Below are 19,127 nucleotides of genomic sequence, written 5' to 3' on the forward strand. Positions count from 1 at the left end.
CAATGAAGCAACATTCACTCGGTCAGGCCGCCCGTGCCGCGGGAATTTCACTGGACTACATCAACGTCAATGGCGAGAAAGAGGCGATCAGCGATGAGACCCTGCAGGCGCTGCTGGCGGTGATGGATGACCCGCAGGACGCAAAAAAATCGCCGCTGCCGCCGGTCGCGGTGTTCAGCGGCAGTGGCAAGCGACAGCTGACGCCACAGGGCAGCGGCGTTTACCGCTGGCAGTTGCAGACTGAAAACGGCAAACAGCACAGCGGCGAGTTAACCGCCAGTGAGCCTTTTACACTGCCTGGCCCGCTGGCGCAGGGGTACCACCAGCTCACACTCAGTAAGGGCAAAAAAAGCTGGCAGACGCGGATTATCGTCGCGCCGCGCCGCTGCTATCTGCCTCCGGCGCTGGAGGCGGGGGAAAAACGCTGGGGTGCGCTGGTGCAGCTCTACACCGTGCGCTCTGAACAGAACTGGGGCATCGGCGACTTCGGCGATCTCGACCAGCTGCTGGTGCAGCTGGCTGAACGCGGTGGCGATTTTGTCGGGCTGAATCCGCTGCATGCGCTCTATCCCGCCAGCGCCGGTTTCGCCAGTCCGTATAGCCCGTCGTCGCGCCGCTGGCTGAACGTCATCTATATCGACGTCAGTCAGGTAGCCGATTTTCAGCAAAGCTCGGCGGCACAGAAGTGGTGGAAAAGCGCCAGAACCCGGAAGGCGCTGACCAAAGCGCGTGAGGCGGAGCTGGTTGACTACGAGGCCGTAATGGCGCTTAAGCTCGCTGCGCTGCGGCACGCCTGGGCACACTTTCAGACGCGAGACAGCCAGAGCGAAGAGCATCAATCCTGGGCGGCCTTTGTGCATGAAGGCGGCGACAGCCTGCGTTATCAGGCCGCCTACGACGGCATACAGCTGGAGCGACGGGCAGATAAGGCGCAGCAGGGCGGCTGGCCTGCGTGGCCGGAAGGGTGGCGCAACAGCCAGTTGCCGGAGGTGCAGCAGTGGTGTGCACAGCATGAAGAGGAGATCGCCTTCTGGCAATGGCTGCAATGGCTGGCGCAGCAGCAGTTCTCTGGCTGCTGGACGCACAGTCAGGCGCTGGGCATGAGCGTCGGACTCTATCGTGACCTGGCAGTGGGCGTGGCGGAAGGCAGCGCGGAAACCTGGCACGACCCGGAGCTTTACCGCCTCAAGGCCTCGGTGGGTGCGCCGCCTGACCGCCTCGGTCCGCTGGGACAAAACTGGGGCTTACCGCCGATGGATCCGCATGTCATGAAGGCGCGCGGCTACCAGCCATTTATCGACATGCTGCGCGCCAATATGCGCGACTGCGGCGCGTTGCGCATCGACCATGTGATGTCACTGCTGCGTCTGTGGTGGGTGCCTGCCGGGGAAACGGCGGATAAAGGCGCCTATGTGGCCTATCCGGTCAACGATCTGCTGGGCATCCTGGCGCTGGAGAGCCACCGGCTGCGCTGTATGGTGATTGGTGAAGACTTGGGCACCGTCCCCCAGGAGATTGTCAGCCTGCTGCGTAAAAGTGGCGTCTTTTCATGGAAGGTGCTCTGGTTTGAGCAGGAGAAGGATGAGCGCTATCGCGCGCCGCAGGACTATCCGCGCCAGTCTATCGCCAGCGCCAGCACGCATGATCTGCCTACGCTGACCGGCTTCTGGGAGCAGGGCGACCTGGCGCTGGGTGAGAAGATTGGCCTCTATCCGGGCGATGCGGTGAAAGCGTTACATCAGCAGCGCGCCGCGCAGAAGCAGGCGCTGCTGGATGCGCTTCATCAGGCGGGCGCCTTACCGGCACGCAGCCAGAAGAAGGCAGAGAAGCTCACCATGACGCCTGCGCTGAATCGGGCAATACATCGCTTCCTGGCGGATACCGACAGTGCGCTGCTTGGCCTGCAGCCTGAGGACTGGCTTGGCATGACCACGCCGGTCAACGTGCCGGGCACGGTGGATCAGTACCCTAACTGGCGACGCAAGCTGAGCAAAACGCTGGAGGAGATCTTTGCGGACAAGGAAGTAAATGCACTGCTGAAGGTGGTCAGCCAGCAGCGTCAGTCAGGACAGAAAGGGCAATAACAGAAGCGCAGCAGCCAGGCTGCCGTTTCTGACCGATGATAAAACTTGATCAGAATAAATCTGGCAGCAACTGCTCAACTCAACACGCAGGGAGCGCGGGCAGAGGAGGAAAGCGTCCCGCGTCAGGGATGGCGCGGGCCGAGCGTGTCAGGGATGACGGATTTTGCGTCTTTCCGATCTGACCGCGTTCCCTGAGCAGGCTCGATCTCTCAGCGGAGAGGGCAGATTCTGACTGCAAACCCCGCTTATTCATCAGTAGAACGAGTGTTCACCGCGCTGATGCTCAGTAATATCCCGCACGCCTTTGAGTTCCGGGAAGGCGGCCAGCAGCTCTTTCTCGATACCATCTTTCAGGGTCACGTCGATCATCGAACAGCCGTTACAGCCGCCGCCAAACTGCAGAATGGCGTAGCCCTCATCGGTGATCTCCATCAGCGACACGCGACCGCCATGGCCGGCCAGCTGTGGGTTGATCTGCGCCTGAAGCAGATACTCCACGCGCTCAACCATTGGCGCATCATCAGAGACTTTACGCATTTTGGCATTCGGCGCTTTCAGCGTCAGCTGTGAACCAAGATTGTCGGTAACGAAGTCAATTTCAGCATCTTCCAGATACGGCTTGCTCAGTTCATCAACGTAAGCAGAGAGCTTTTCGAACTTCAGTTCGGTGTCAGTAGCTTCAACGGCATCGGGCGGACAGTAAGAGACGCCACACTCGGCTGTTGGCGTACCCGGGTTAATCACGAATACGCGAATCTGGGTGCCATCTTCTTGTTTGGATAGCAGTTTAGAAAAATGTTCCTGGGCAGAGTCAGTAATTCGGATCATGTCGATTGCTCAATAGTTGACTAATTTAGTTGGTTATAATACGCCCATCAAAGACGCTCTACAAGGTACGGCACAGGCACCAGACCTGCACGCTGGCGGCACCCTGGGCCATTAATAGTCGGCTGATTTCATCTACCGTACTGCCGGTGGTAATGACGTCATCCAGCAGAGCGATATGGCGTCCCTGCACCACCATTTCAAGGCAGAAAGCACCCCGTAAGTTGGTGCGGCGCTGGCGGGCGCTGAGCTGATGCTGTAATGCGCCCCCGCGCTTGCGGGAAAGACCTTCGCGCCATTCACATCCCAGCCAGTGCGCCAGCGGTGCGGCCAGCAGTACCGTCTGATTAAAGCCACGCTGCCAGCGTCGTCGCCGATGCAGCGGAACCGGCAGCAGCAGATCGGGACGCGGCACACTGCCACGCCGGTAAACATTAAGCCAGCTTAGCAAAAGCAGCCGCGCCAGCATCACCCTGAGTGCGGTTATGTGAGAAAATTTAAGCTGGTTAACCCACTGGCTGAACGGCGGACAATAGTCATTGACGCAGACCAGCGCCTGCCAGGCGGGCGGTTTAAGCTGGCAGCGGCCGCAGGCGACCTTTGCTGAACCTGCCGGCAATCCGCAGCGTGGACAGAGCAGCGGTAACGGCGGTAATCCGCGCAGACATAAGCTGCAGATGCCGTGCCGGGCTATCCGCAACGGCATCCGGCATAGCCAACACAGGGCGAGCATTGCTAGCATAGCGACCTCCTTATCATTTTCGGGATAGTAACTGATGACGTCGCTCTACTGGCACACCTGCGGAGAAGGAAAACGCGATCTTGTGCTGCTGCACGGATGGGGACTGAATGCCGAAGTCTGGCAAAGCATCATTCCGCGACTCAGCGCGCACTATCGCCTGCATCTGGTCGATCTGCCCGGCTATGGCCGCAGCCAGCATTTCGGTGCGCTGACGCTGGAGCAGATGGCAGCGCAATTGCTGCCCGCGCTGCCACCGCAGGCGATTGTGGTGGGCTGGTCGCTGGGCGGACTGGTGGCGACGCAGCTGGCGCTGAGTGCGCCAGAAAAACTGGCTGCATTGATCACCGTTGCCTCGTCGCCCTGTTTCACCGCCACAGAGAGCTGGCCCGGCATTAAACCGGAGACGCTGCAGAACTTTCAGCAGATGCTCAGCAACGATTTCCAGCGCACGGTGGAGCGCTTTCTGGCGCTGCAGACGCTGGGTACCGAAACGGCTCGCGCCGATGCGCGGCAGCTGAAAGAGGTGGTGCTGTCGCAGCCGATGCCGGAGGTGGCGGTGCTGGATGGCGGACTGGAGATTCTGCGCCAGGTCGATCTGCGCGACGCGTTACCGCAGATTACGCTGCCGTTCCTGCGGCTCTATGGCGCGTTAGACGGACTGGTGCCGCGCCGGATTGTGGCGGAGATTGATGAAATGTTGCCAGCATCGCCCTCAGTGGTTATCGAAAAAGCCGCACATGCGCCTTTTATTTCCCATCCTGAGAGCTTTTGCCAGCATATTGTTAATTTTATCAGTAATCTGCCGTGATAATGACGCTTTGAACTGGCAAAATCGCAGACAGCAGCAATACTTCTCTCTGTGAGCGAGGCCGTTGCAATTTTATGTGATTAGTCATGGAAATGACTATGCCGTTCCATACTGCCTTACGCGTTTAGCGGCTGCTTACATCTCACAATGGATCATGAATGAGGGTAAACATAATGAAGGTTTTTAAATGGGTTGTGGCTTCAATGATGATGGGCGCGATTTCATTTTCTGCGATGGCAGCGAAAGAAGTCACCCAGGAAGAAGTTAAAACAATGAACCTGCAAAAGATCGGCAACGTTAACACCACGGCGGAAACCACCTCGCCAATGGATGCTAAGAAAGTGTTGTCGAAGCTCGCTGACGAAAAGGGCGGTAAATATTACCGCGTGATCGCAGGCCGCGAACACGGTAAATTCAGCGCAACGGCTGAAGTCTACAAGTAATTAACGTAGCCACATGAACTGCCAGGCATCCAGCTTAACCGGCTGGGTGCCATCAATTTTCTCTCCGCTCACCACATCCTGCAACGTATGCGCCACCGGTAATTGCGTCTCCACTGACCGTCCACTGAGATTAAACACGCACAGCAGCCCGTCGCCGCTTTCTGGCTGATGACGTCTGAGCACCAGCACGGCGTTTTCGCTCTCATAAAGCGTCATCGGATTATCCGGGTGAAACGCAGGCTGACGACGACGCAGCTGAATCAGTTGCCCGAGCCGGGTATAGACCTGCTGGCGCAGCCAGTTACCGCCCGCCAGATCTCCCTCAATCTGCTGTAAATCATACTTCTGCCGATTAATCGCCCGGTTGTGTCCGGCGGCGCGCACGCCATCGTAATGGTTACGACCACCCAGAATGCTCTGGATATAGATGGCAGGCACGCCGGGAAAGACCAGCAGAATCGCATGGGCCAGCAAAAAACGTTTCAGCCGCGTGGCGTCATCGTCATCTTCACGGTTGAGCGCATCCAGATAGGTGACGTTGATTTCATAGGGGCTGGTGGTGCCGTCAGGGTTGTTTTTATAGGAGACCAGCGCGCCTTCCAGCGCCAGATCGCGCACCAGCGCCACAATCTCTACTTCAGACAAAATGCCGCGCGCCGGATTAAGGCCGATGCCGTCGTGTGACGCCAGAAAGTTGAAAAAGGTGGTGTCGTTGCTGCTGAGATCCAGAGCGCTCGCCCACTGCCGCAGTGCGCGCGCCGAGCCGGTGTGAATCGCATGCAGTACCAGCGGCGGCAGTGAAAACTGATAGACCATCTGCGCCTCATCGTGCCCGTTGCCCAGATAGCTGATGTTGTCCTGATGCGGCACGTTAGTCTCGGTGATAATCACCGTGCCAGGCGCAACCTGGTCGGCAATAGCGCGAAACAGCTTCACCAGCTGATGAGTCTTTTCCAGATGAATACAGCGCGTGCCGGGCGTTTTCCACATGTAGCCGACCGCATCGAGACGCACATAGTCAGCGCCGCGTTTCAGGTAGTCGAGCAGCACATTGACCATGCGCAGCAGCACCTCAGGATTGGCAAAGTTGAGGTCGATCTGGTCGGCGCTGAAGGTGGTCCAGATAAAGCGGGTTTCGCCATCCGCCATTTTAAACGGCGTCAGCAGCGGCGAGGTGCGCGGACGCGTCACGGCGCTGAGATCGGTGGCGGGCGGCATACTGATAAAGAAATCGTCCCAGCCGGGATCCTGCGCCAGGAAGTGGCTGAACCAGGCGCTGTGTGCCGACATATGGTTGCAGACAAAATCGAACATCAGCCGGGTTTCCTGATGCAGCCGCGCGATATCCTGCCAGTCGCCGCACAGCGGATCGACCTGATGGTAATCAATCACCGAAAAGCCGTCATCGGACGACCAGGGGAAAAAGGGCAGCAGGTGAACCAGCGGAAACGTGGATTGCAGGTGCTGCTGATAGAACCGGGAAAAGGTGCTGAGCGTGGGTTTATCGGCTTCGCGAAACTGATCGGCATAGGTGATCAGCACCACATCCTGCTCATCCCAGTGTGCCTTGCGCGGCAGCTTAATGGCCTCGCGGGCGGTGGCGATGTCAGCCAGCAGGCGCGCAAAGGTCGCCTCCGGAAATGTGCCAGCATAAATCTTATCAATCAGATCGGTGATCGTTTCCATCGTGAATTGGGTGCCACAGCAGGTGTTGTTTTTATGACAGGCGTCTTTTTAGCGTAGCGCGATGGCGGGGATTTTCAACCGGGGAGAAGGGTGTGAAGAGGGGGCCAGGCAGTGGCCCCCTGAAAAGCTTAGCGTTTTTTACCGAAAGCCGCAGCCAGCGCATCACCCATCGCACTGTTACCTGCTGACGAGCTGACCGGACGCGGACGACCTTTCGCGTTGTTCTGACGTTTCTCCTCGCGCGGAGCAGCGTTTTTCGCGCCACCACGGGCATTGCCTTCGCCTGGCTGCTCATCAAGACGCATGGTCAGGGCAATACGCTTGCGCTGGAGATCGACCTCCATCACTTTCACTTTGACGATATCGCCCGCTTTCACCACCTGATGCGGATCTTCCACGAAGCGATCGGAGAGCGAAGAGATATGCACCAGGCCATCCTGATGAACGCCGATATCCACAAATGCACCGAAGTTGGTCACGTTAGTGACGGCACCTTCGAGGATCATGCCCGGCGTCAGATCGTTCAGCGTCTCTACGCCTTCAGCGAACTGTGCAGTTTTAAACTCAGGACGCGGATCGCGGCCCGGCTTCTCAAGCTCTTTCATGATGTCGGTGACGGTCGGCAGACCAAAACGTTCATCAATGAAATCGCGGGCGCTGAGATTACGCAGGCTGCCTGCGTTGCCCATCAGATCGCTCAGTGCCTGCTCGGTGGCGGCCAGGATGCGCTCCACCACCGGGTAGGCTTCCGGATGCACAGTCGAGGCATCCAGCGGGTTATCGCCATGGTTGATGCGCAGGAAGCCCGCACACTGCTCAAAGGCTTTTGGCCCAAGGCGGCTCACTTTCAGCAACTGCTGACGGTTCTGGAAGCGGCCATGCTCATCACGCCAGCCGACAATATTCTGCGCCATCATGCGCGTCAGGCCCGCCACGCGGGTCAGCAGCGGCACCGAGGCGGTGTTGAGGTCAACGCCGACGGCGTTCACGCAATCTTCTACTACCGCGTCGAGTTTCTTCGCCAGCTGGCTCTGACTGACGTCATGCTGATACTGACCGACACCGATCGATTTCGGGTCGATTTTCACCAGCTCAGCCAGCGGATCCTGCAAACGTCGGGCAATCGACACCGCGCCGCGCAGCGAAACATCGAGATCCGGGAACTCCAGCGCCGCCAGTTCTGAGGCCGAATAGACAGATGCGCCAGCTTCACTGACAATCACTTTCTGCGCCGTGACCTGCGGGAACTGCTGCTGCAGATCCAGGAAGAAGCGCTCAGTTTCACGTGAAGCAGTGCCGTTGCCAATCGCCACCAGCTCAACCTGATGCTTAATGCAGAGTGCGGCTACGGCGGCTGCGGCTTTCGCGGTCTGGCCGGTATGCGGATAGACGGTATCGGTCGCGACGACCTTGCCGGTGGCATCGACCACCGCCACTTTGACGCCGGTGCGCAGGCCCGGATCCAGCCCCATGGTGGCGCGCATACCGGCGGGAGCGGCCATCAGCAGATCGTGCAGGTTGCGGGCAAAGACGTTAATCGCTTCATCTTCTGCGCGTTCGCGCACCGTGCCCATCAGCTCTGTTTCCAGATGCAGCATCACCTTGATGCGCCACGTCCAGCTCACCACCGCTTTACGCCAGCTGTCGGCAGGAGCGTTATTCAGGCGCAGGTTCAGGTGCTCAGCAATCAGCGTTTCGCCGTGGCTCTCACGCGGTGCTTCATCAAACTGTGGATCGGCATTCAGCGACAGTTGCAGCACGCCTTCGTTGCGGCCACGCAGCATCGCCAGCGCACGGTGCGACGGCACGCCGCTCAGCGCTTCATGGTGATCAAAGTAGTCGCGGAACTTCGCGCCTGCTTCCTCTTTGCCTTCGACCACGCGTGACACCAGATGGGCATTTTTCCACAGGTAATTACGCACCTTCGCCAGCAGCGCGGCATCTTCAGCGAAACGCTCCATCAGAATGTAGCGGGCACCATCCAGCGCGGCACGGACGTCTGCGACGCCTTTCTCGGCATCGACATACTGTTCGGCAAGCTGCTCAGGAATGTGAGACGGCTCCTGCCACAGCGTCTCCGCCAGCGGCTCCAGACCCGCTTCGATAGCGATCTGTCCACGCGTCCGGCGTTTCTGTTTGTAGGGCAGGTAGAGGTCTTCAAGCTCGGTTTTGCTGAGGGTGGTGTTGATCGCGCGGGCGAGGTCGTCAGTGAGTTTCCCCTGATCGTCAATCGACTTCAGAATCGACTGACGGCGCTCTTCAAGTTCACGCAGATAGCTGAGGCGGGTTTCCAGCTGGCGCAACTGGGTATCATCCAGCCCGCCGGTGACCTCTTTACGATAGCGTGCGATAAACGGCACGGTATTCCCTTCATCCAGCAGGCGAACGGCGGCGTCAACTTGCTCTGGACGCGCCTGGAGCTCACTGGCAATTATCTGGCTCAGAACTTTCATCATCAGGATTGTCTTGCTTTCCGGGTTGAGAAATAGCCGACAGTTATACGGATTGATGGTTAAAATTGCCAGAGACGCGGGCGGCTTTCAGCGATAATCTGAAGGGTTATTGCGGGTAGTCAATCGCGTTGATATACCACAGCGCCGGCCCCACTGGCGTCTCGACGGTGGCAGCATCGCCGACCTCTTTTTTCAGCAGCGCCCGCGCCATGGGCGAGTCGATGGAGATGTAATCTTTGCGGCCAAAAATCTCATCGTAGCCCACAATGCGGAAGCGTTTGAGGTCGCCCTCATCGTTTTCAATTTCCACCCAGGCGCCAAAGAAGACTTTGCCATCCTGCTGGGGTGAATAGTCAACGATACGCAGCTGTTCAAGACTTTTGGTCAGATAGCGAACGCGACGGTCGATTTCACGCAGCCGTTTTTTGTTGTACTGATAATCGGCATTTTCACTGCGATCGCCAAGACTGGCAGCCCAGGTGACTTTTTTTGTCACTTCCGGTCGCTCTTCACGCCAGAGATAGTCGAGTTCTGCTTTCAGCTTATCGAAGCCTTCGCGGGTAATGAGTCGGGTTTTCATGCTATACCGGCCAGAGAGATCCAAAGAAGAACAGTGTAAGACAAAGGGGGCGCGGCAAAAAAGGGCGGGGAAAGGGTTTTTAAAGGCTAAAAACCCACGTTGACTTCCCCGGCGGCGAAAGGGTTGGTGCTGAACAACAATCTGAAGCCAGTAATCTGAAGCTGTAAAAGAAGTCGTGATACTTATTTACCGGCGTGAGTCGCCGTGGTGGTCGATGTACCGGTGCTGTGACCGTCACCGCCGCCGCCGCCCATGGTGGCCAGCGCAACGCCCAGCAGGGCTGCGACTGCGCCAACACCGATGGCGTTAGAGTTACCTTGTGCTGTGGTGGTTGCCGCTGCGCCAGCTGCTTCACCGGTGGCTGTGGCAGCATAAGCTGGAGTGACGCTGCTTAATGTCAGCGCGCTCAGCAGTAAAATTGTTTTTTTCATTGTGTGTAATCCCCGTTGAGACATCGAATGTTGCCTGAGCAGTCTGGTTGAAAACGGAGAAGGCGAAAAGTTGGCTTTACTGATTGATTTAACGGACTTTAATTTCAACTGGTCTTGCTGGTGGCATCGCTGAAACTAATCCGAGAGGAGAGTGGGGCGTTACGCAGGTTTGCTGGAATATTATGCTGCCTGACTGCTGTTGAGGTAGATTATCTGGAGCTTATCCACAATGATGGCTGATCATTAAGTCAAATTGTCTGCTAACTTGCTGAATTCGTTCATCGAATAAAAACTGGCCCGCTTCTGACGCCAGCGATTCAGAGAAACAGAGCCGTTTTTTCAGATTTGCCGTAACAGGGGCCGGGCAGCGCCAGACGCGTTAAAACTGACCCGAAATCGCCTTAAATCAAATATAAGCTCCTGTTTAATATGCTTTGTAACAATTTTGGCTAGAATATAAACCATTAATGACTGTCACTATAAGGCATCTTTTTTTAACAATGTTGGCTCAGGCAATAGCGCCTTTGGGAGTTGAAAATGCAAGAGAACTACAAAATTCTGGTCGTCGATGATGATATGCGTCTGCGTGCACTGCTTGAACGCTATCTCACCGAGCAGGGCTTTCAGGTGCGCAGTGTCGCTAATGCCGAGCAGATGGATCGTCTGTTAACCCGTGAATCCTTTCATCTGATGGTGCTCGACCTGATGTTGCCAGGCGAGGATGGTCTCTCTATCTGCCGTCGTCTGCGCAGTCAGAGCAACCCGATGCCGATTATTATGGTGACCGCCAAGGGCGAAGAGGTGGATCGTATCGTGGGGCTGGAGATCGGCGCTGACGACTATATTCCTAAACCCTTTAACCCGCGTGAGCTGCTGGCGCGCATCCGTGCGGTGCTGCGCCGTCAGGCCAATGAACTGCCAGGCGCGCCTTCGCAGGAAGAGGCGATCATCGCCTTTGGTAAGTTCAAACTTAACCTCGGCACCCGCGAGATGTTCCGTGAAGATGAGCCGATGCCGCTGACCAGCGGTGAGTTTGCGGTGCTGAAAGCACTGGTCAGCCATCCACGTGAGCCGCTGTCTCGCGATAAGCTGATGAACCTGGCGCGTGGGCGTGAATACAGCGCCATGGAACGTTCGATTGACGTCCAGATCTCCCGCCTGCGTCGCATGGTGGAAGAGGATCCTGCGCATCCGCGTTATATCCAGACCGTCTGGGGTCTGGGCTACGTCTTTGTGCCGGACGGCAGTAAAGCATGAAGCGACTGCGCTTCTCGCCTCGCAGTTCGTTTGCCCGCACCCTGCTGCTGATCGTTACCCTGCTGTTTGTCAGCCTGGTAACGACCTATCTGGTGGTGCTGAACTTCGCCATTCTTCCCAGCCTGCAACAGTTCAATAAGGTGCTCGCTTACGAAGTTCGTATGCTGATGACCGACCGGTTGCAGCTGGAAGATGGCACGCAGCTGGAAGTGCCACCGGCGTTTCGCCGGGAAATCTACCGCGAACTGGGGATCTCGCTCTACACCAATGCAGCAGCAGAGGAGAGCGGATTACGATGGGCGCAGCACTATGAATTCCTGAGCGAGCAGATGGGCCAGCAGCTTGGCGGTCCCACCGATGTGCGGGTTGAGGTTAACAAAAACTCGCCCGTCGTCTGGCTGAAAACCTGGCTGTCGCCCGATATCTGGGTGCGGGTGCCGCTGACTGAAATTCATCAGGGCGACTTCTCGCCGCTGTTCCGCTACACCCTGGCGATTATGCTGCTGGCGATTGGCGGTGCCTGGCTGTTTATCCGCATCCAGAACCGCCCGCTGGTGGATCTGGAGCACGCCGCCCTGCAGGTCGGGCGCGGGATTATTCCGCCGCCGCTGCGCGAGTATGGCGCGTCAGAAGTGCGATCGGTGACCCGCGCCTTTAACCAGATGGCGGCCGGGGTGAAGCAGCTGGCGGATGACCGCACGCTGTTAATGGCGGGCGTCAGCCACGATTTGCGAACGCCGCTGACCCGTATTCGTCTCGCCACCGAGATGATGAGCGAGCAGGATGGCTACCTGGCCGAATCGATTAATAAAGATATCGAAGAGTGCAACGCCATTATCGAGCAGTTCATCGACTACCTGCGTACCGGTCAGGAGATGCAGACTGAGCGCGCCGACCTTAACAGTGTGCTGGGCGAAGTGGTGGCCGCTGAAAGCGGCTATGAACGTGAGATCGAAAATGCGGTGATGCCGGAAGAGTTAATGCTGGATATCAACCCGCTGTCGATTAAACGGGCATTGGCTAACCTGGTGGTCAATGCCGCGCGATACGGTAATGGCTGGATCAGGGTCAGCAGCGGACGGGAACTGCATCGTGCCTGGTTCCAGGTGGAAGATGATGGACCTGGCATCAAGCCGGATCAGCTGGCGCATCTGTTCCAGCCCTTTGTGCGCGGTGACAGCGCCCGCAGCACCAGCGGAACCGGTCTGGGCCTGGCGATCGTGCAGCGTATCATCGATGCTCATCAGGGCTCGCTGGAGATTGGCGAGAGCGAACGCGGCGGTTTACGCATTCGTGCCTGGTTGCCGTTAGTGGAAAGCATGGCGCTGAGCCACAACAACGGCAGCAACAGCGTGTCGGGATGATAAAAACGGCGCGGCAGTTTCATTGCCGCGCCGCTTCTTTTAGCGTTGCGGGCCAGCTTTCACCAGCGCAGCACCTGCGGCGTTATCCGTGTACTTGTCGAAGTTATCAATAAAGCGCTGCGCCAGACCTTCGGCGGCGGCGGTCCACTTCTCCTCACTCTCCCAGCTACGACGCGGATCGAGCGTATCACTATCCAGTTCGCCCAGCGTAACCGGCATCTGCAGATTAAAGATCGGCAGCGTTTCCATCGGCGCATCATCCAGCTCACCCGCCAGAATGGCATTGATAATGGCGCGGGTATTCTTCAGTGAGATGCGTTTGCCGCTGCCGTTCCAGCCGGTATTGACCAGATAAGCCTGCGCACCGGACGCCTCCATCCGTTTCACCAGCACTTCCGCATACTGCGTCGGATGCAGCATCAGGAACGCCGCGCCGAAACAGGCGGAGAAGGTGGGGGTCGGCTCAGTGACGCCACGCTCGGTCCCCGCCAGTTTGGCGGTGAAACCTGACAGGAAATGATACTGCGTCTGCTCCGGCGTCAGACGTGAAACCGGTGGCAGCACGCCAAACGCATCGGCGGTCAGGAAAATCACTTTCTTCGCGTGGCCCGCTTTTGAGACCGGCTGCACGATATTGTCGATGTGATTGATCGGATAGGAGACGCGGGTGTTTTCGGTTTTGCTGCCGTCGTCATAATCGACGCTGCCATCTTCGCGAACCACTACATTTTCCAGCAGCGCATTGCGGCGAATGGCGCGGTAGATCTCCGGCTCAGCCTGCTCAGAGAGGTTGATGGTTTTGGCGTAGCAGCCGCCCTCGAAGTTAAACACGCCATCATCGTCCCAGCCGTGCTCATCGTCACCGATCAGCTGGCGGTCAGGATCGGTAGAGAGTGTGGTTTTACCGGTGCCCGAGAGGCCAAAGAAGACCGCCACATCGCCCGCTTTACCCACGTTTGCAGAGCAGTGCATCGAGGCGATGCCTTTCAGCGGCAGCAGGTAGTTCATGATGGCGAACAGACCTTTCTTCATCTCGCCGCCGTACCAGGTTCCGCCAATCAGCTGCATGCGTTCAGTCAGATTGAAGGCGACAAAGTTTTCAGAGTGAAGACCCTGCGCCTGCCAGTCTGAATTGGTGCATTTGGCGCCGTTCATCACCACAAAGTCGGGAGTGAATTCGGCCAGTTCAGCGTCGTCAGGCTGGATGAACATGTTCTTCACGAAGTGTGCCTGCCAGGCCACTTCGGTGACAAAACGTACGCTCAGACGGGAATCGGCATTGGCACCACAGAACGCATCCACCACAAACAGGCGCTTGCCGGAAAGCTGGCGGGTGACGCAGCTTTTCAGCGCGTTCCAGGTCTCCTGCGACAGGGGCTGATTGTCGTTTTTGCCGGTGCCCTGGTCGTTCCACCACAGGGTATCGCGCGTGGTGTCGTCACGCACAATGTACTTATCCTTTGGCGATCGCCCGGTGAAAATCCCGGTGTCTACTGCAATCGCGCCGCTCTGCGTCAGGGTGCCACGAGCAAAACCTTCGAGGTCCGGGCGCGTCTCTTCCTGAAAAAGCGTGTCGTAATCAGGGTTGTAAACCACTTCCGTGGTATCCACGATGCCCAAAGCGGCAAGGTCTTGCGAGGTCAGGCCGTTAACGCGCATTTTACTGCTCCTTAAATCGGTGTCTGTTCTGCAAAGCAGAGATAGGTTGGGATCGTGCCACCGGCTGTTGTATCGGGTGCGGCAAATCACTGACAGTCGACTGCGCTTCGTCACGACAGCCTGCAAAGATCACCGGGCAATTCAGGGCATCTGCCTCTGACTTCCGGGCGTTTGCACGATCGCGCGCAGTTTACTCTTCTGCGTTAAGGGAAAAAGGGCAGTGATCTAAAAATGCGACTCAGGGCGCGTTAAGGCTATGTTTCGAACGTTTAAAAGATGTTATGAAAGTAAAAAAAGATAATTTGTCTGAAAAATTATGGGGATAGGCATGGGCGGCGGGGAAGGGGCGGCAGAAGCCGCCCGATAAATCAGTGAAGCTGGTTATTATTCTCAAGGGAGTGGCTGCGAATACCGGCGATATCGACGGCGTCAAACACGTAGTTTGAGCCGCAATAGTCGCAGTGCATGTCGATTTTGCCATCTTCCGCGATGATCTCATCCACCTCTTCCTGCGGCAGCGTGGTCAGTACTTCGCCACAGCGCTCACGCGAGCAGGTGCATTTGTAGATCACCGGCTGCGGATCGTAGAGGGTGACCTCTTCCTGATGGTAGAGACGCCACAGCGCTTCATTCGCAGGCAGATCGATCAGCTCTTCCGTTTTAATGGTTTCGGTCAGCGTTGCCAGATGGTCGAAAACCTCTTTCTCCGTATCCTGCGCAGGCATCACCTGCAGCAGAATACCCGCGGCGCCTTTGTCGCTGGTGCGGATAAACAGCCGCGTTGGCAACTGCTCTGAGCGCATGAAGTAATCTTCCAGGCACTCCGCCAGAGTTTCACCTTCCAGTCCCACCACTCCCTGATAACGTTCGCCCTTTTCAGGGGAAATGGTGATCACCAGATAGCCATTGCCCACCATGCTTTTCAGGGTACTGTCGTCCGGGATGTCGCCTTTGATACGCGCTACGCCGCGCAGTTCCTGGTTGTTGTTACCGTTGATCACCGCCAGCGACAGCGGACCGTCACCCTGCAATTGCACGGTGATTTCGCCATCAAACTTCAGCGTGGCAGTCAGCAGGCTGGTGGCGACCAGCATCTCACCCAGCAGCGTTTTAACCGGTGCCGGATAATCATGGTTCTTTACGGTTTCACGCCAGGTGTCAGAGACGTTCACCAGCTCGCCGCGCACGGCGGCATTTTCAAACAGATAACGGTGCAGTTGATCCTGGGCTGACATATTTTTTCTCTCACTGGTACGGGGCGATGGCGCGTCAGCTAAGACGGCGTTATTCATCGCCCGATAATTTAAACTTCATCAAATCGCGACGCTCTTTTTTGTCAGGTCGCCGATCGGGATGGGGCATAGTCAGCGCATTCATTTTGCGCGCCTGCGCCATTTTTTCGCGTTTTTCAATGCTGGCATCGGTTTCGCGATAGAGCTGCTGTGCCTCGCTGGCGGGACGGCGCTGAGCGCTGATGTCCGCCACCACCACGGTGCGTTCATCGTTGCCCTGACGCAGTGTCAGTTCCGCATTCAGCTCTACCACCTTGCCGGGTTTGCTGCGCTGGCCGTTGTAATGCACTTTGCCGCCTTCAATCATCTCCCGCGCAATCGCCCGGGTTTTGTAAAAGCGCGCGGCCCACAGCCACTTGTCGAGGCGTACCTCTTCGCTGCTTTTCTCTTTCTTCATTGCTGCTCCTGACTCAGATCAGCGTCCGGTAATCGCCGGTGGCGCGATGACGCTGAAAGATTTGCTCAGGACGACCCGAATCGGGGTTCTTTACGCCTAAGCACTCGCCGATGCCCCATGACGCCGCAGCATCCAGAATCACTTCGCTATCATCGATAAACAGCGTTCGCGGCGCAGAAAAGCCGGTGTGCTGTTGTACCGCCTGCCATAAACGTTGGTCTTCTTTCGGATACCCAAAGGTATGGGTGGAAAGTAATAAATCAAGGTGCGGCGCTAAACCTGTCTGCGCCAGTTTGACGTCCAGATTGTAAGGATGCGCGTTGGTCAGCAGGATAGTGGACTTGCCCGCGCGGCGCAGAGCCTGCAAAAAAGGCAGCGTATCGTCACGCAGCGCAATGCGGCTGCGCATCGCCCAGGTCATGGCACGGATGTCCAGCGCCAGCGCTTCTGCCCAGTAATCCAGACAATACCAGTTTAGCGTATGGGCGACGGCCTGATACTTTTCCGCGATGATCGCTTCGGCTTCCGCCCGGGTGATGCCGCGTTGCTGACTGAGTTGTTCAGGGACATGCTCCAGCCAGAAGTGGCGATCAAACGCCAAATCCAGCAGCGTGCCATCCATGTCGAGCAGCACGGTATCAATCTCAGACCAGTTGAGCATGCGGATGTTTCACCCTGTAAAAAAACCGGGCGACAGGGTAGCACAGAAGGGCAGGGCTCAGAATATCGGGCGCACGCTCTGCAAAGTGCCGAGGTTATGATTGAAGCACTTGTCGTAATAGTGCTGGATATCGATCATGCGCTGGCGATTAAGGTGCATACGGCGCAGCGCCAGTAACCCATTGATCACACCGCAGGTTAACAGCACCAGCAGCAGCAATACGGTGCCGAGATAGCGCCACTGCGCCATGGCATCCGGTTCATTGTGCAGCACAATGTGACGCGTGCCGTTGGCATCCGTTGAAATGCTGGTGATGATGCCGCTGGCGCTGAAAGGCGTATGCAGCAGCATGGCGGAGATACGTTGCAGTTCGCGCCACTGAGAGGGCGGATCGAGGTCAAACAGCGACACGGTTGGCTGAGGCTGATTCACCAGCTGGCGGCCCTCGTCGCTGACGATCAGAAAACCCCCTGGCGGCGGGCTGTTAAGATTTTCTGCCGCCCGACGGGTTTCGCGGAAAAAGAAGGTCGAGGTGGCGGTATTGACCAGGTTTTCCAGGGCTTCGGCACTGACCGGCCGCAGCAGCACATTCATGCCGTTTAGCTGGCCGGAATCTGCGCGACGCATCAGCGCTTCCCAGTCTTTGGCATTGCCCAGGTTCACCAGCGCATTTTTCAGGCGCATACAATCCTGTGGCTGATTACAGAGATCCTGCGTTTTCATCACCAGATCGGAGAAGTCATCCAGCAGGATCATGCCGGACTTCTGAATCGCGGAGGCCAGCTGCGGATTCAGTTTAGGATCGGTATTGGTTTCCGGATGCAGCTGCTTTGTGGTGGTCTCCAGCAGAGCAGCGGCTTTATCAATAATGTCCGATTGTGGCTGCGGCAACGGCGTGGCGTTATTCCAGTAGACCGCCGAGCAGTCGAACGGCATGAAGGCGTAACTTCGGTTGCTCTGATAGTTGTCCGGCACCGAACACATGCCGGTACCGCTCACTTTGAGGTTGTCGCCAATATTCAGGGGCACGCTGCTGAGTTTATCGACGCTGCTGACCTCCAGGCTGTCAGTGCCCCTGGCCCAGGCCAGACTGAGTTTGATCGGCATGCCGAGCGGGATCCAGGTGACCAGCATGGTCAGCACCATCAGTGAACCGCAGGCCAGCACCACGTTTTTCCGCCAGCGCTGAATAGGGAAGTTTTTGACTTCATCCTGCAGCGACAGGAAGCGACCCTGACGCACCACCTGACGGTTAAGGTAGATCTCCACATCCGTCACCTGTCCGAGATCGTGCGCGACATAAGGCTGCCAGTGTGGTGGATAGGCGAGGTCAATAATCCCCAGTGTGATATTGCTCTGCTCCTGGTTCGATTCGCTGAACAGGCCCCAGCGCTTTGGCGCGCCGCGCAGGCAGTGTATGTCACGCAGGCCGCGCTCACCCGGAATGCGGTAGAGCAGCCACAGGCTGGCGGCAATCATGACTGCACCCGTCAGCACCAGCCAGATCATCAGCGTTGCGGGGACTAACAGGCTGAAGAAGAAGAGTAAGAAGGCAAGAGAGATGATCACCGCTTCACGCGTGCCATCTGGCCGCGACAGACGATACTCTTCAGGTGTCTCTTTGCGCACCTGCAGCAGTTCGACGTTTTCCGTTTCCGCTTTGCGGATAGAGGCGTTGGTCGACACCGGACGCATCAGCGTCGGCAGCGATTGCTGATCCACGGCGTAATCCACCAGCGAGTGGCCGTTCAGCGAGATCACCAGCGGAATAGATTGGGTGCGGATTAACTCAACGTAGTTTTCGTCGGCGATGTACTGTTCCCACAGCGGCGGCAGATGAACTTCAACTTCATCAAGGTAGTAGCGCCATTTATGGGGATCGTCCGTAGAGAGTCCGTAGCGGGTAATCGCACGGGTAACGGGGTAGACATTGTTGCTTTGTGCCGTCAGCGTCAGTCGTTCGGACGCGCTGCGCTTATCGGTCGTCACCGTGGTACGGGGCTGCTTTTCCAGCGCGGCGACATACTTATCAACCGCCTCACGCTCCTGAGCAGAGAGTTTACGGCAGGGCGGACTGATAAATGGCAGAGGTTTCGCCAACGGCGGACGATGCCGCATAGCGTACCAGAACCCAATGCCTGCCAGGATTGAACAGGTCAGCACTATGGCCAGGATCATCAAGATTGTGCTCATGCTCTGCTCAATTCAGCCAAAATGCTGCCTTCACTTTAAACTTTCGCTTTCGGTTATGCTCACTATAAAAGAGGCATTCCGGAAGATTATATAACCCTGAGGAGTCAGACACCCGATGAAATAGTGCCAGCGTATATCTGATTAGCATTTGTTAAACCCTGCCTTGTCCGAATGGTAACCGGCTCAGACTGGATTAAATATCGGTATTATCTGAAACTTATCGCAGCATATTGACTAATGCAAATTTAGTCT

At 57.1% G+C, this 19,127-nt stretch carries 16 protein-coding genes; 5 read left to right on the forward strand and 11 right to left on the reverse strand.

Annotated features, from left to right (window positions below; all coding sequences use genetic code 11):
* Window positions 1-2: 2 nt before the first annotated feature.
* Window positions 3-2,084 (forward strand): 4-alpha-glucanotransferase, encoded by a 2,082-nt coding sequence (gene malQ / locus HFD87_RS14620; RefSeq protein WP_167423591.1) that lies wholly within the window; start codon window positions 3-5, stop codon window positions 2,082-2,084.
* A gap of 252 nt (window positions 2,085-2,336) precedes the next feature.
* Here the strand turns inward: malQ and nfuA are convergent, their stop codons facing one another.
* Together nfuA and gntX are read right to left on the reverse strand one after the other, a co-directional pair.
* The gene (gene nfuA / locus HFD87_RS14625) at window positions 2,337-2,912 is read right to left on the reverse strand and encodes a Fe-S biogenesis protein NfuA (protein ID WP_010253194.1); all 576 of its coding nucleotides are present in this window, start codon (window positions 2,910-2,912) and stop codon (window positions 2,337-2,339) included.
* 58 nt (window positions 2,913-2,970) lie between these two features.
* Complete coding sequence (gntX, locus tag HFD87_RS14630) at window positions 2,971-3,651, reverse strand: DNA utilization protein GntX (protein ID WP_163799539.1); 681 nt, start codon at window positions 3,649-3,651, stop codon at window positions 2,971-2,973.
* 34 nt (window positions 3,652-3,685) lie between these two features.
* On the opposite strand from gntX, the gene bioH reads away from it, so the two are divergent.
* On the forward strand, window positions 3,686-4,459 hold the full coding sequence (bioH, locus tag HFD87_RS14635; protein ID WP_033773020.1) for a pimeloyl-ACP methyl ester esterase BioH: 774 nt from the start codon (window positions 3,686-3,688) through the stop codon (window positions 4,457-4,459).
* A 173-nt stretch (window positions 4,460-4,632) separates the two neighbouring features.
* Window positions 4,633-4,902: a YdgH/BhsA/McbA-like domain containing protein gene (locus tag HFD87_RS14640; RefSeq protein WP_010671554.1), complete on the forward strand. Its 270-nt coding sequence runs from the start codon at window positions 4,633-4,635 to the stop codon at window positions 4,900-4,902.
* On the opposite strand, the gene HFD87_RS14645 is transcribed toward HFD87_RS14640, so the two are convergent.
* From HFD87_RS14645 to yjbE, 4 genes are all read right to left on the reverse strand, one after another.
* The gene (locus tag HFD87_RS14645; RefSeq protein ID WP_010253185.1) at window positions 4,903-6,588 is read right to left on the reverse strand and encodes an alpha-amylase family glycosyl hydrolase; all 1,686 of its coding nucleotides are present in this window, start codon (window positions 6,586-6,588) and stop codon (window positions 4,903-4,905) included.
* A 128-nt stretch (window positions 6,589-6,716) separates the two neighbouring features.
* Window positions 6,717-9,044 (reverse strand): Tex family protein, encoded by a 2,328-nt coding sequence (locus tag HFD87_RS14650; RefSeq protein WP_167423592.1) that lies wholly within the window; start codon window positions 9,042-9,044, stop codon window positions 6,717-6,719.
* A 103-nt stretch (window positions 9,045-9,147) separates the two neighbouring features.
* Entirely contained in the window at window positions 9,148-9,621 is a 474-nt protein-coding gene (greB, locus tag HFD87_RS14655) for a transcription elongation factor GreB (protein ID WP_010253180.1), read from the reverse strand.
* Window positions 9,622-9,803: 182 nt separating this feature from the next.
* Complete coding sequence (yjbE, locus tag HFD87_RS14660; protein ID WP_033780986.1) at window positions 9,804-10,052, reverse strand: exopolysaccharide production protein YjbE; 249 nt, start codon at window positions 10,050-10,052, stop codon at window positions 9,804-9,806.
* Window positions 10,053-10,589: 537 nt separating this feature from the next.
* Between yjbE and ompR the strand changes: the two genes are divergently transcribed.
* Both ompR and envZ read left to right on the forward strand, forming a co-directional pair.
* Window positions 10,590-11,309, forward strand: coding sequence for a two-component system response regulator OmpR (ompR, locus tag HFD87_RS14665; protein WP_003853014.1), 720 nt, complete (start codon window positions 10,590-10,592; stop codon window positions 11,307-11,309).
* Window positions 11,306-12,673, forward strand: a complete 1,368-nt coding sequence (envZ, locus tag HFD87_RS14670; RefSeq protein WP_010253168.1) for a two-component system sensor histidine kinase EnvZ — start codon at window positions 11,306-11,308, stop codon at window positions 12,671-12,673. The genes ompR and envZ overlap by 4 nt, the downstream gene beginning before the upstream one ends.
* Window positions 12,674-12,712: 39 nt before the next feature.
* Here the strand turns inward: envZ and pckA are convergent, their stop codons facing one another.
* The 5 genes from pckA to HFD87_RS14695 all read right to left on the reverse strand — a co-directional run bounded on the left by pckA (window position 12,713) and on the right by HFD87_RS14695 (window position 18,875).
* Entirely contained in the window at window positions 12,713-14,332 is a 1,620-nt protein-coding gene (pckA, locus tag HFD87_RS14675; protein ID WP_167423593.1) for a phosphoenolpyruvate carboxykinase (ATP), read from the reverse strand.
* A gap of 368 nt (window positions 14,333-14,700) precedes the next feature.
* The gene (gene hslO / locus HFD87_RS14680; RefSeq protein WP_010671560.1) at window positions 14,701-15,567 is read right to left on the reverse strand and encodes an Hsp33 family molecular chaperone HslO; all 867 of its coding nucleotides are present in this window, start codon (window positions 15,565-15,567) and stop codon (window positions 14,701-14,703) included.
* 49 nt (window positions 15,568-15,616) lie between these two features.
* Window positions 15,617-16,021, reverse strand: a complete 405-nt coding sequence (hslR, locus tag HFD87_RS14685; RefSeq protein WP_010253159.1) for a ribosome-associated heat shock protein Hsp15 — start codon at window positions 16,019-16,021, stop codon at window positions 15,617-15,619.
* 13 nt (window positions 16,022-16,034) lie between these two features.
* Window positions 16,035-16,682: a GMP/IMP nucleotidase gene (gene yrfG, locus HFD87_RS14690; RefSeq protein WP_022624036.1), complete on the reverse strand. Its 648-nt coding sequence runs from the start codon at window positions 16,680-16,682 to the stop codon at window positions 16,035-16,037.
* Window positions 16,683-16,739: 57 nt separating this feature from the next.
* Window positions 16,740-18,875 (reverse strand): intracellular growth attenuator family protein, encoded by a 2,136-nt coding sequence (locus tag HFD87_RS14695; RefSeq protein WP_033773015.1) that lies wholly within the window; start codon window positions 18,873-18,875, stop codon window positions 16,740-16,742.
* Between the last annotated feature and the right edge of the window lie 252 nt (window positions 18,876-19,127).

Origin of the sequence: Pantoea sp. EKM21T, from assembly GCF_011800405.1 — a bacterium.
Taxonomy (GTDB): Bacteria; Pseudomonadota; Gammaproteobacteria; order Enterobacterales; family Enterobacteriaceae; genus Pantoea; species Pantoea agglomerans.

Coding starts and splice junctions, on each gene's coding strand:
- malQ (WP_167423591.1), top strand. CDS start 3: ATGAAGCAACATTCACTCGGTCAGGCCGCCCGTGCCGCGGGAATTTCA.
- nfuA (WP_010253194.1), bottom strand. CDS start 2,912: ATGATCCGAATTACTGACTCTGCCCAGGAACATTTTTCTAAACTGCTA.
- gntX (WP_163799539.1), bottom strand. CDS start 3,651: ATGCTAGCAATGCTCGCCCTGTGTTGGCTATGCCGGATGCCGTTGCGG.
- bioH (WP_033773020.1), top strand. CDS start 3,686: ATGACGTCGCTCTACTGGCACACCTGCGGAGAAGGAAAACGCGATCTT.
- HFD87_RS14640 (WP_010671554.1), top strand. CDS start 4,633: ATGAAGGTTTTTAAATGGGTTGTGGCTTCAATGATGATGGGCGCGATT.
- HFD87_RS14645 (WP_010253185.1), bottom strand. CDS start 6,588: ATGGAAACGATCACCGATCTGATTGATAAGATTTATGCTGGCACATTT.
- HFD87_RS14650 (WP_167423592.1), bottom strand. CDS start 9,044: ATGATGAAAGTTCTGAGCCAGATAATTGCCAGTGAGCTCCAGGCGCGT.
- greB (WP_010253180.1), bottom strand. CDS start 9,621: ATGAAAACCCGACTCATTACCCGCGAAGGCTTCGATAAGCTGAAAGCA.
- yjbE (WP_033780986.1), bottom strand. CDS start 10,052: ATGAAAAAAACAATTTTACTGCTGAGCGCGCTGACATTAAGCAGCGTC.
- ompR (WP_003853014.1), top strand. CDS start 10,590: ATGCAAGAGAACTACAAAATTCTGGTCGTCGATGATGATATGCGTCTG.
- envZ (WP_010253168.1), top strand. CDS start 11,306: ATGAAGCGACTGCGCTTCTCGCCTCGCAGTTCGTTTGCCCGCACCCTG.
- pckA (WP_167423593.1), bottom strand. CDS start 14,332: ATGCGCGTTAACGGCCTGACCTCGCAAGACCTTGCCGCTTTGGGCATC.
- hslO (WP_010671560.1), bottom strand. CDS start 15,567: ATGTCAGCCCAGGATCAACTGCACCGTTATCTGTTTGAAAATGCCGCC.
- hslR (WP_010253159.1), bottom strand. CDS start 16,021: ATGAAGAAAGAGAAAAGCAGCGAAGAGGTACGCCTCGACAAGTGGCTG.
- yrfG (WP_022624036.1), bottom strand. CDS start 16,682: ATGCTCAACTGGTCTGAGATTGATACCGTGCTGCTCGACATGGATGGC.
- HFD87_RS14695 (WP_033773015.1), bottom strand. CDS start 18,875: ATGAGCACAATCTTGATGATCCTGGCCATAGTGCTGACCTGTTCAATC.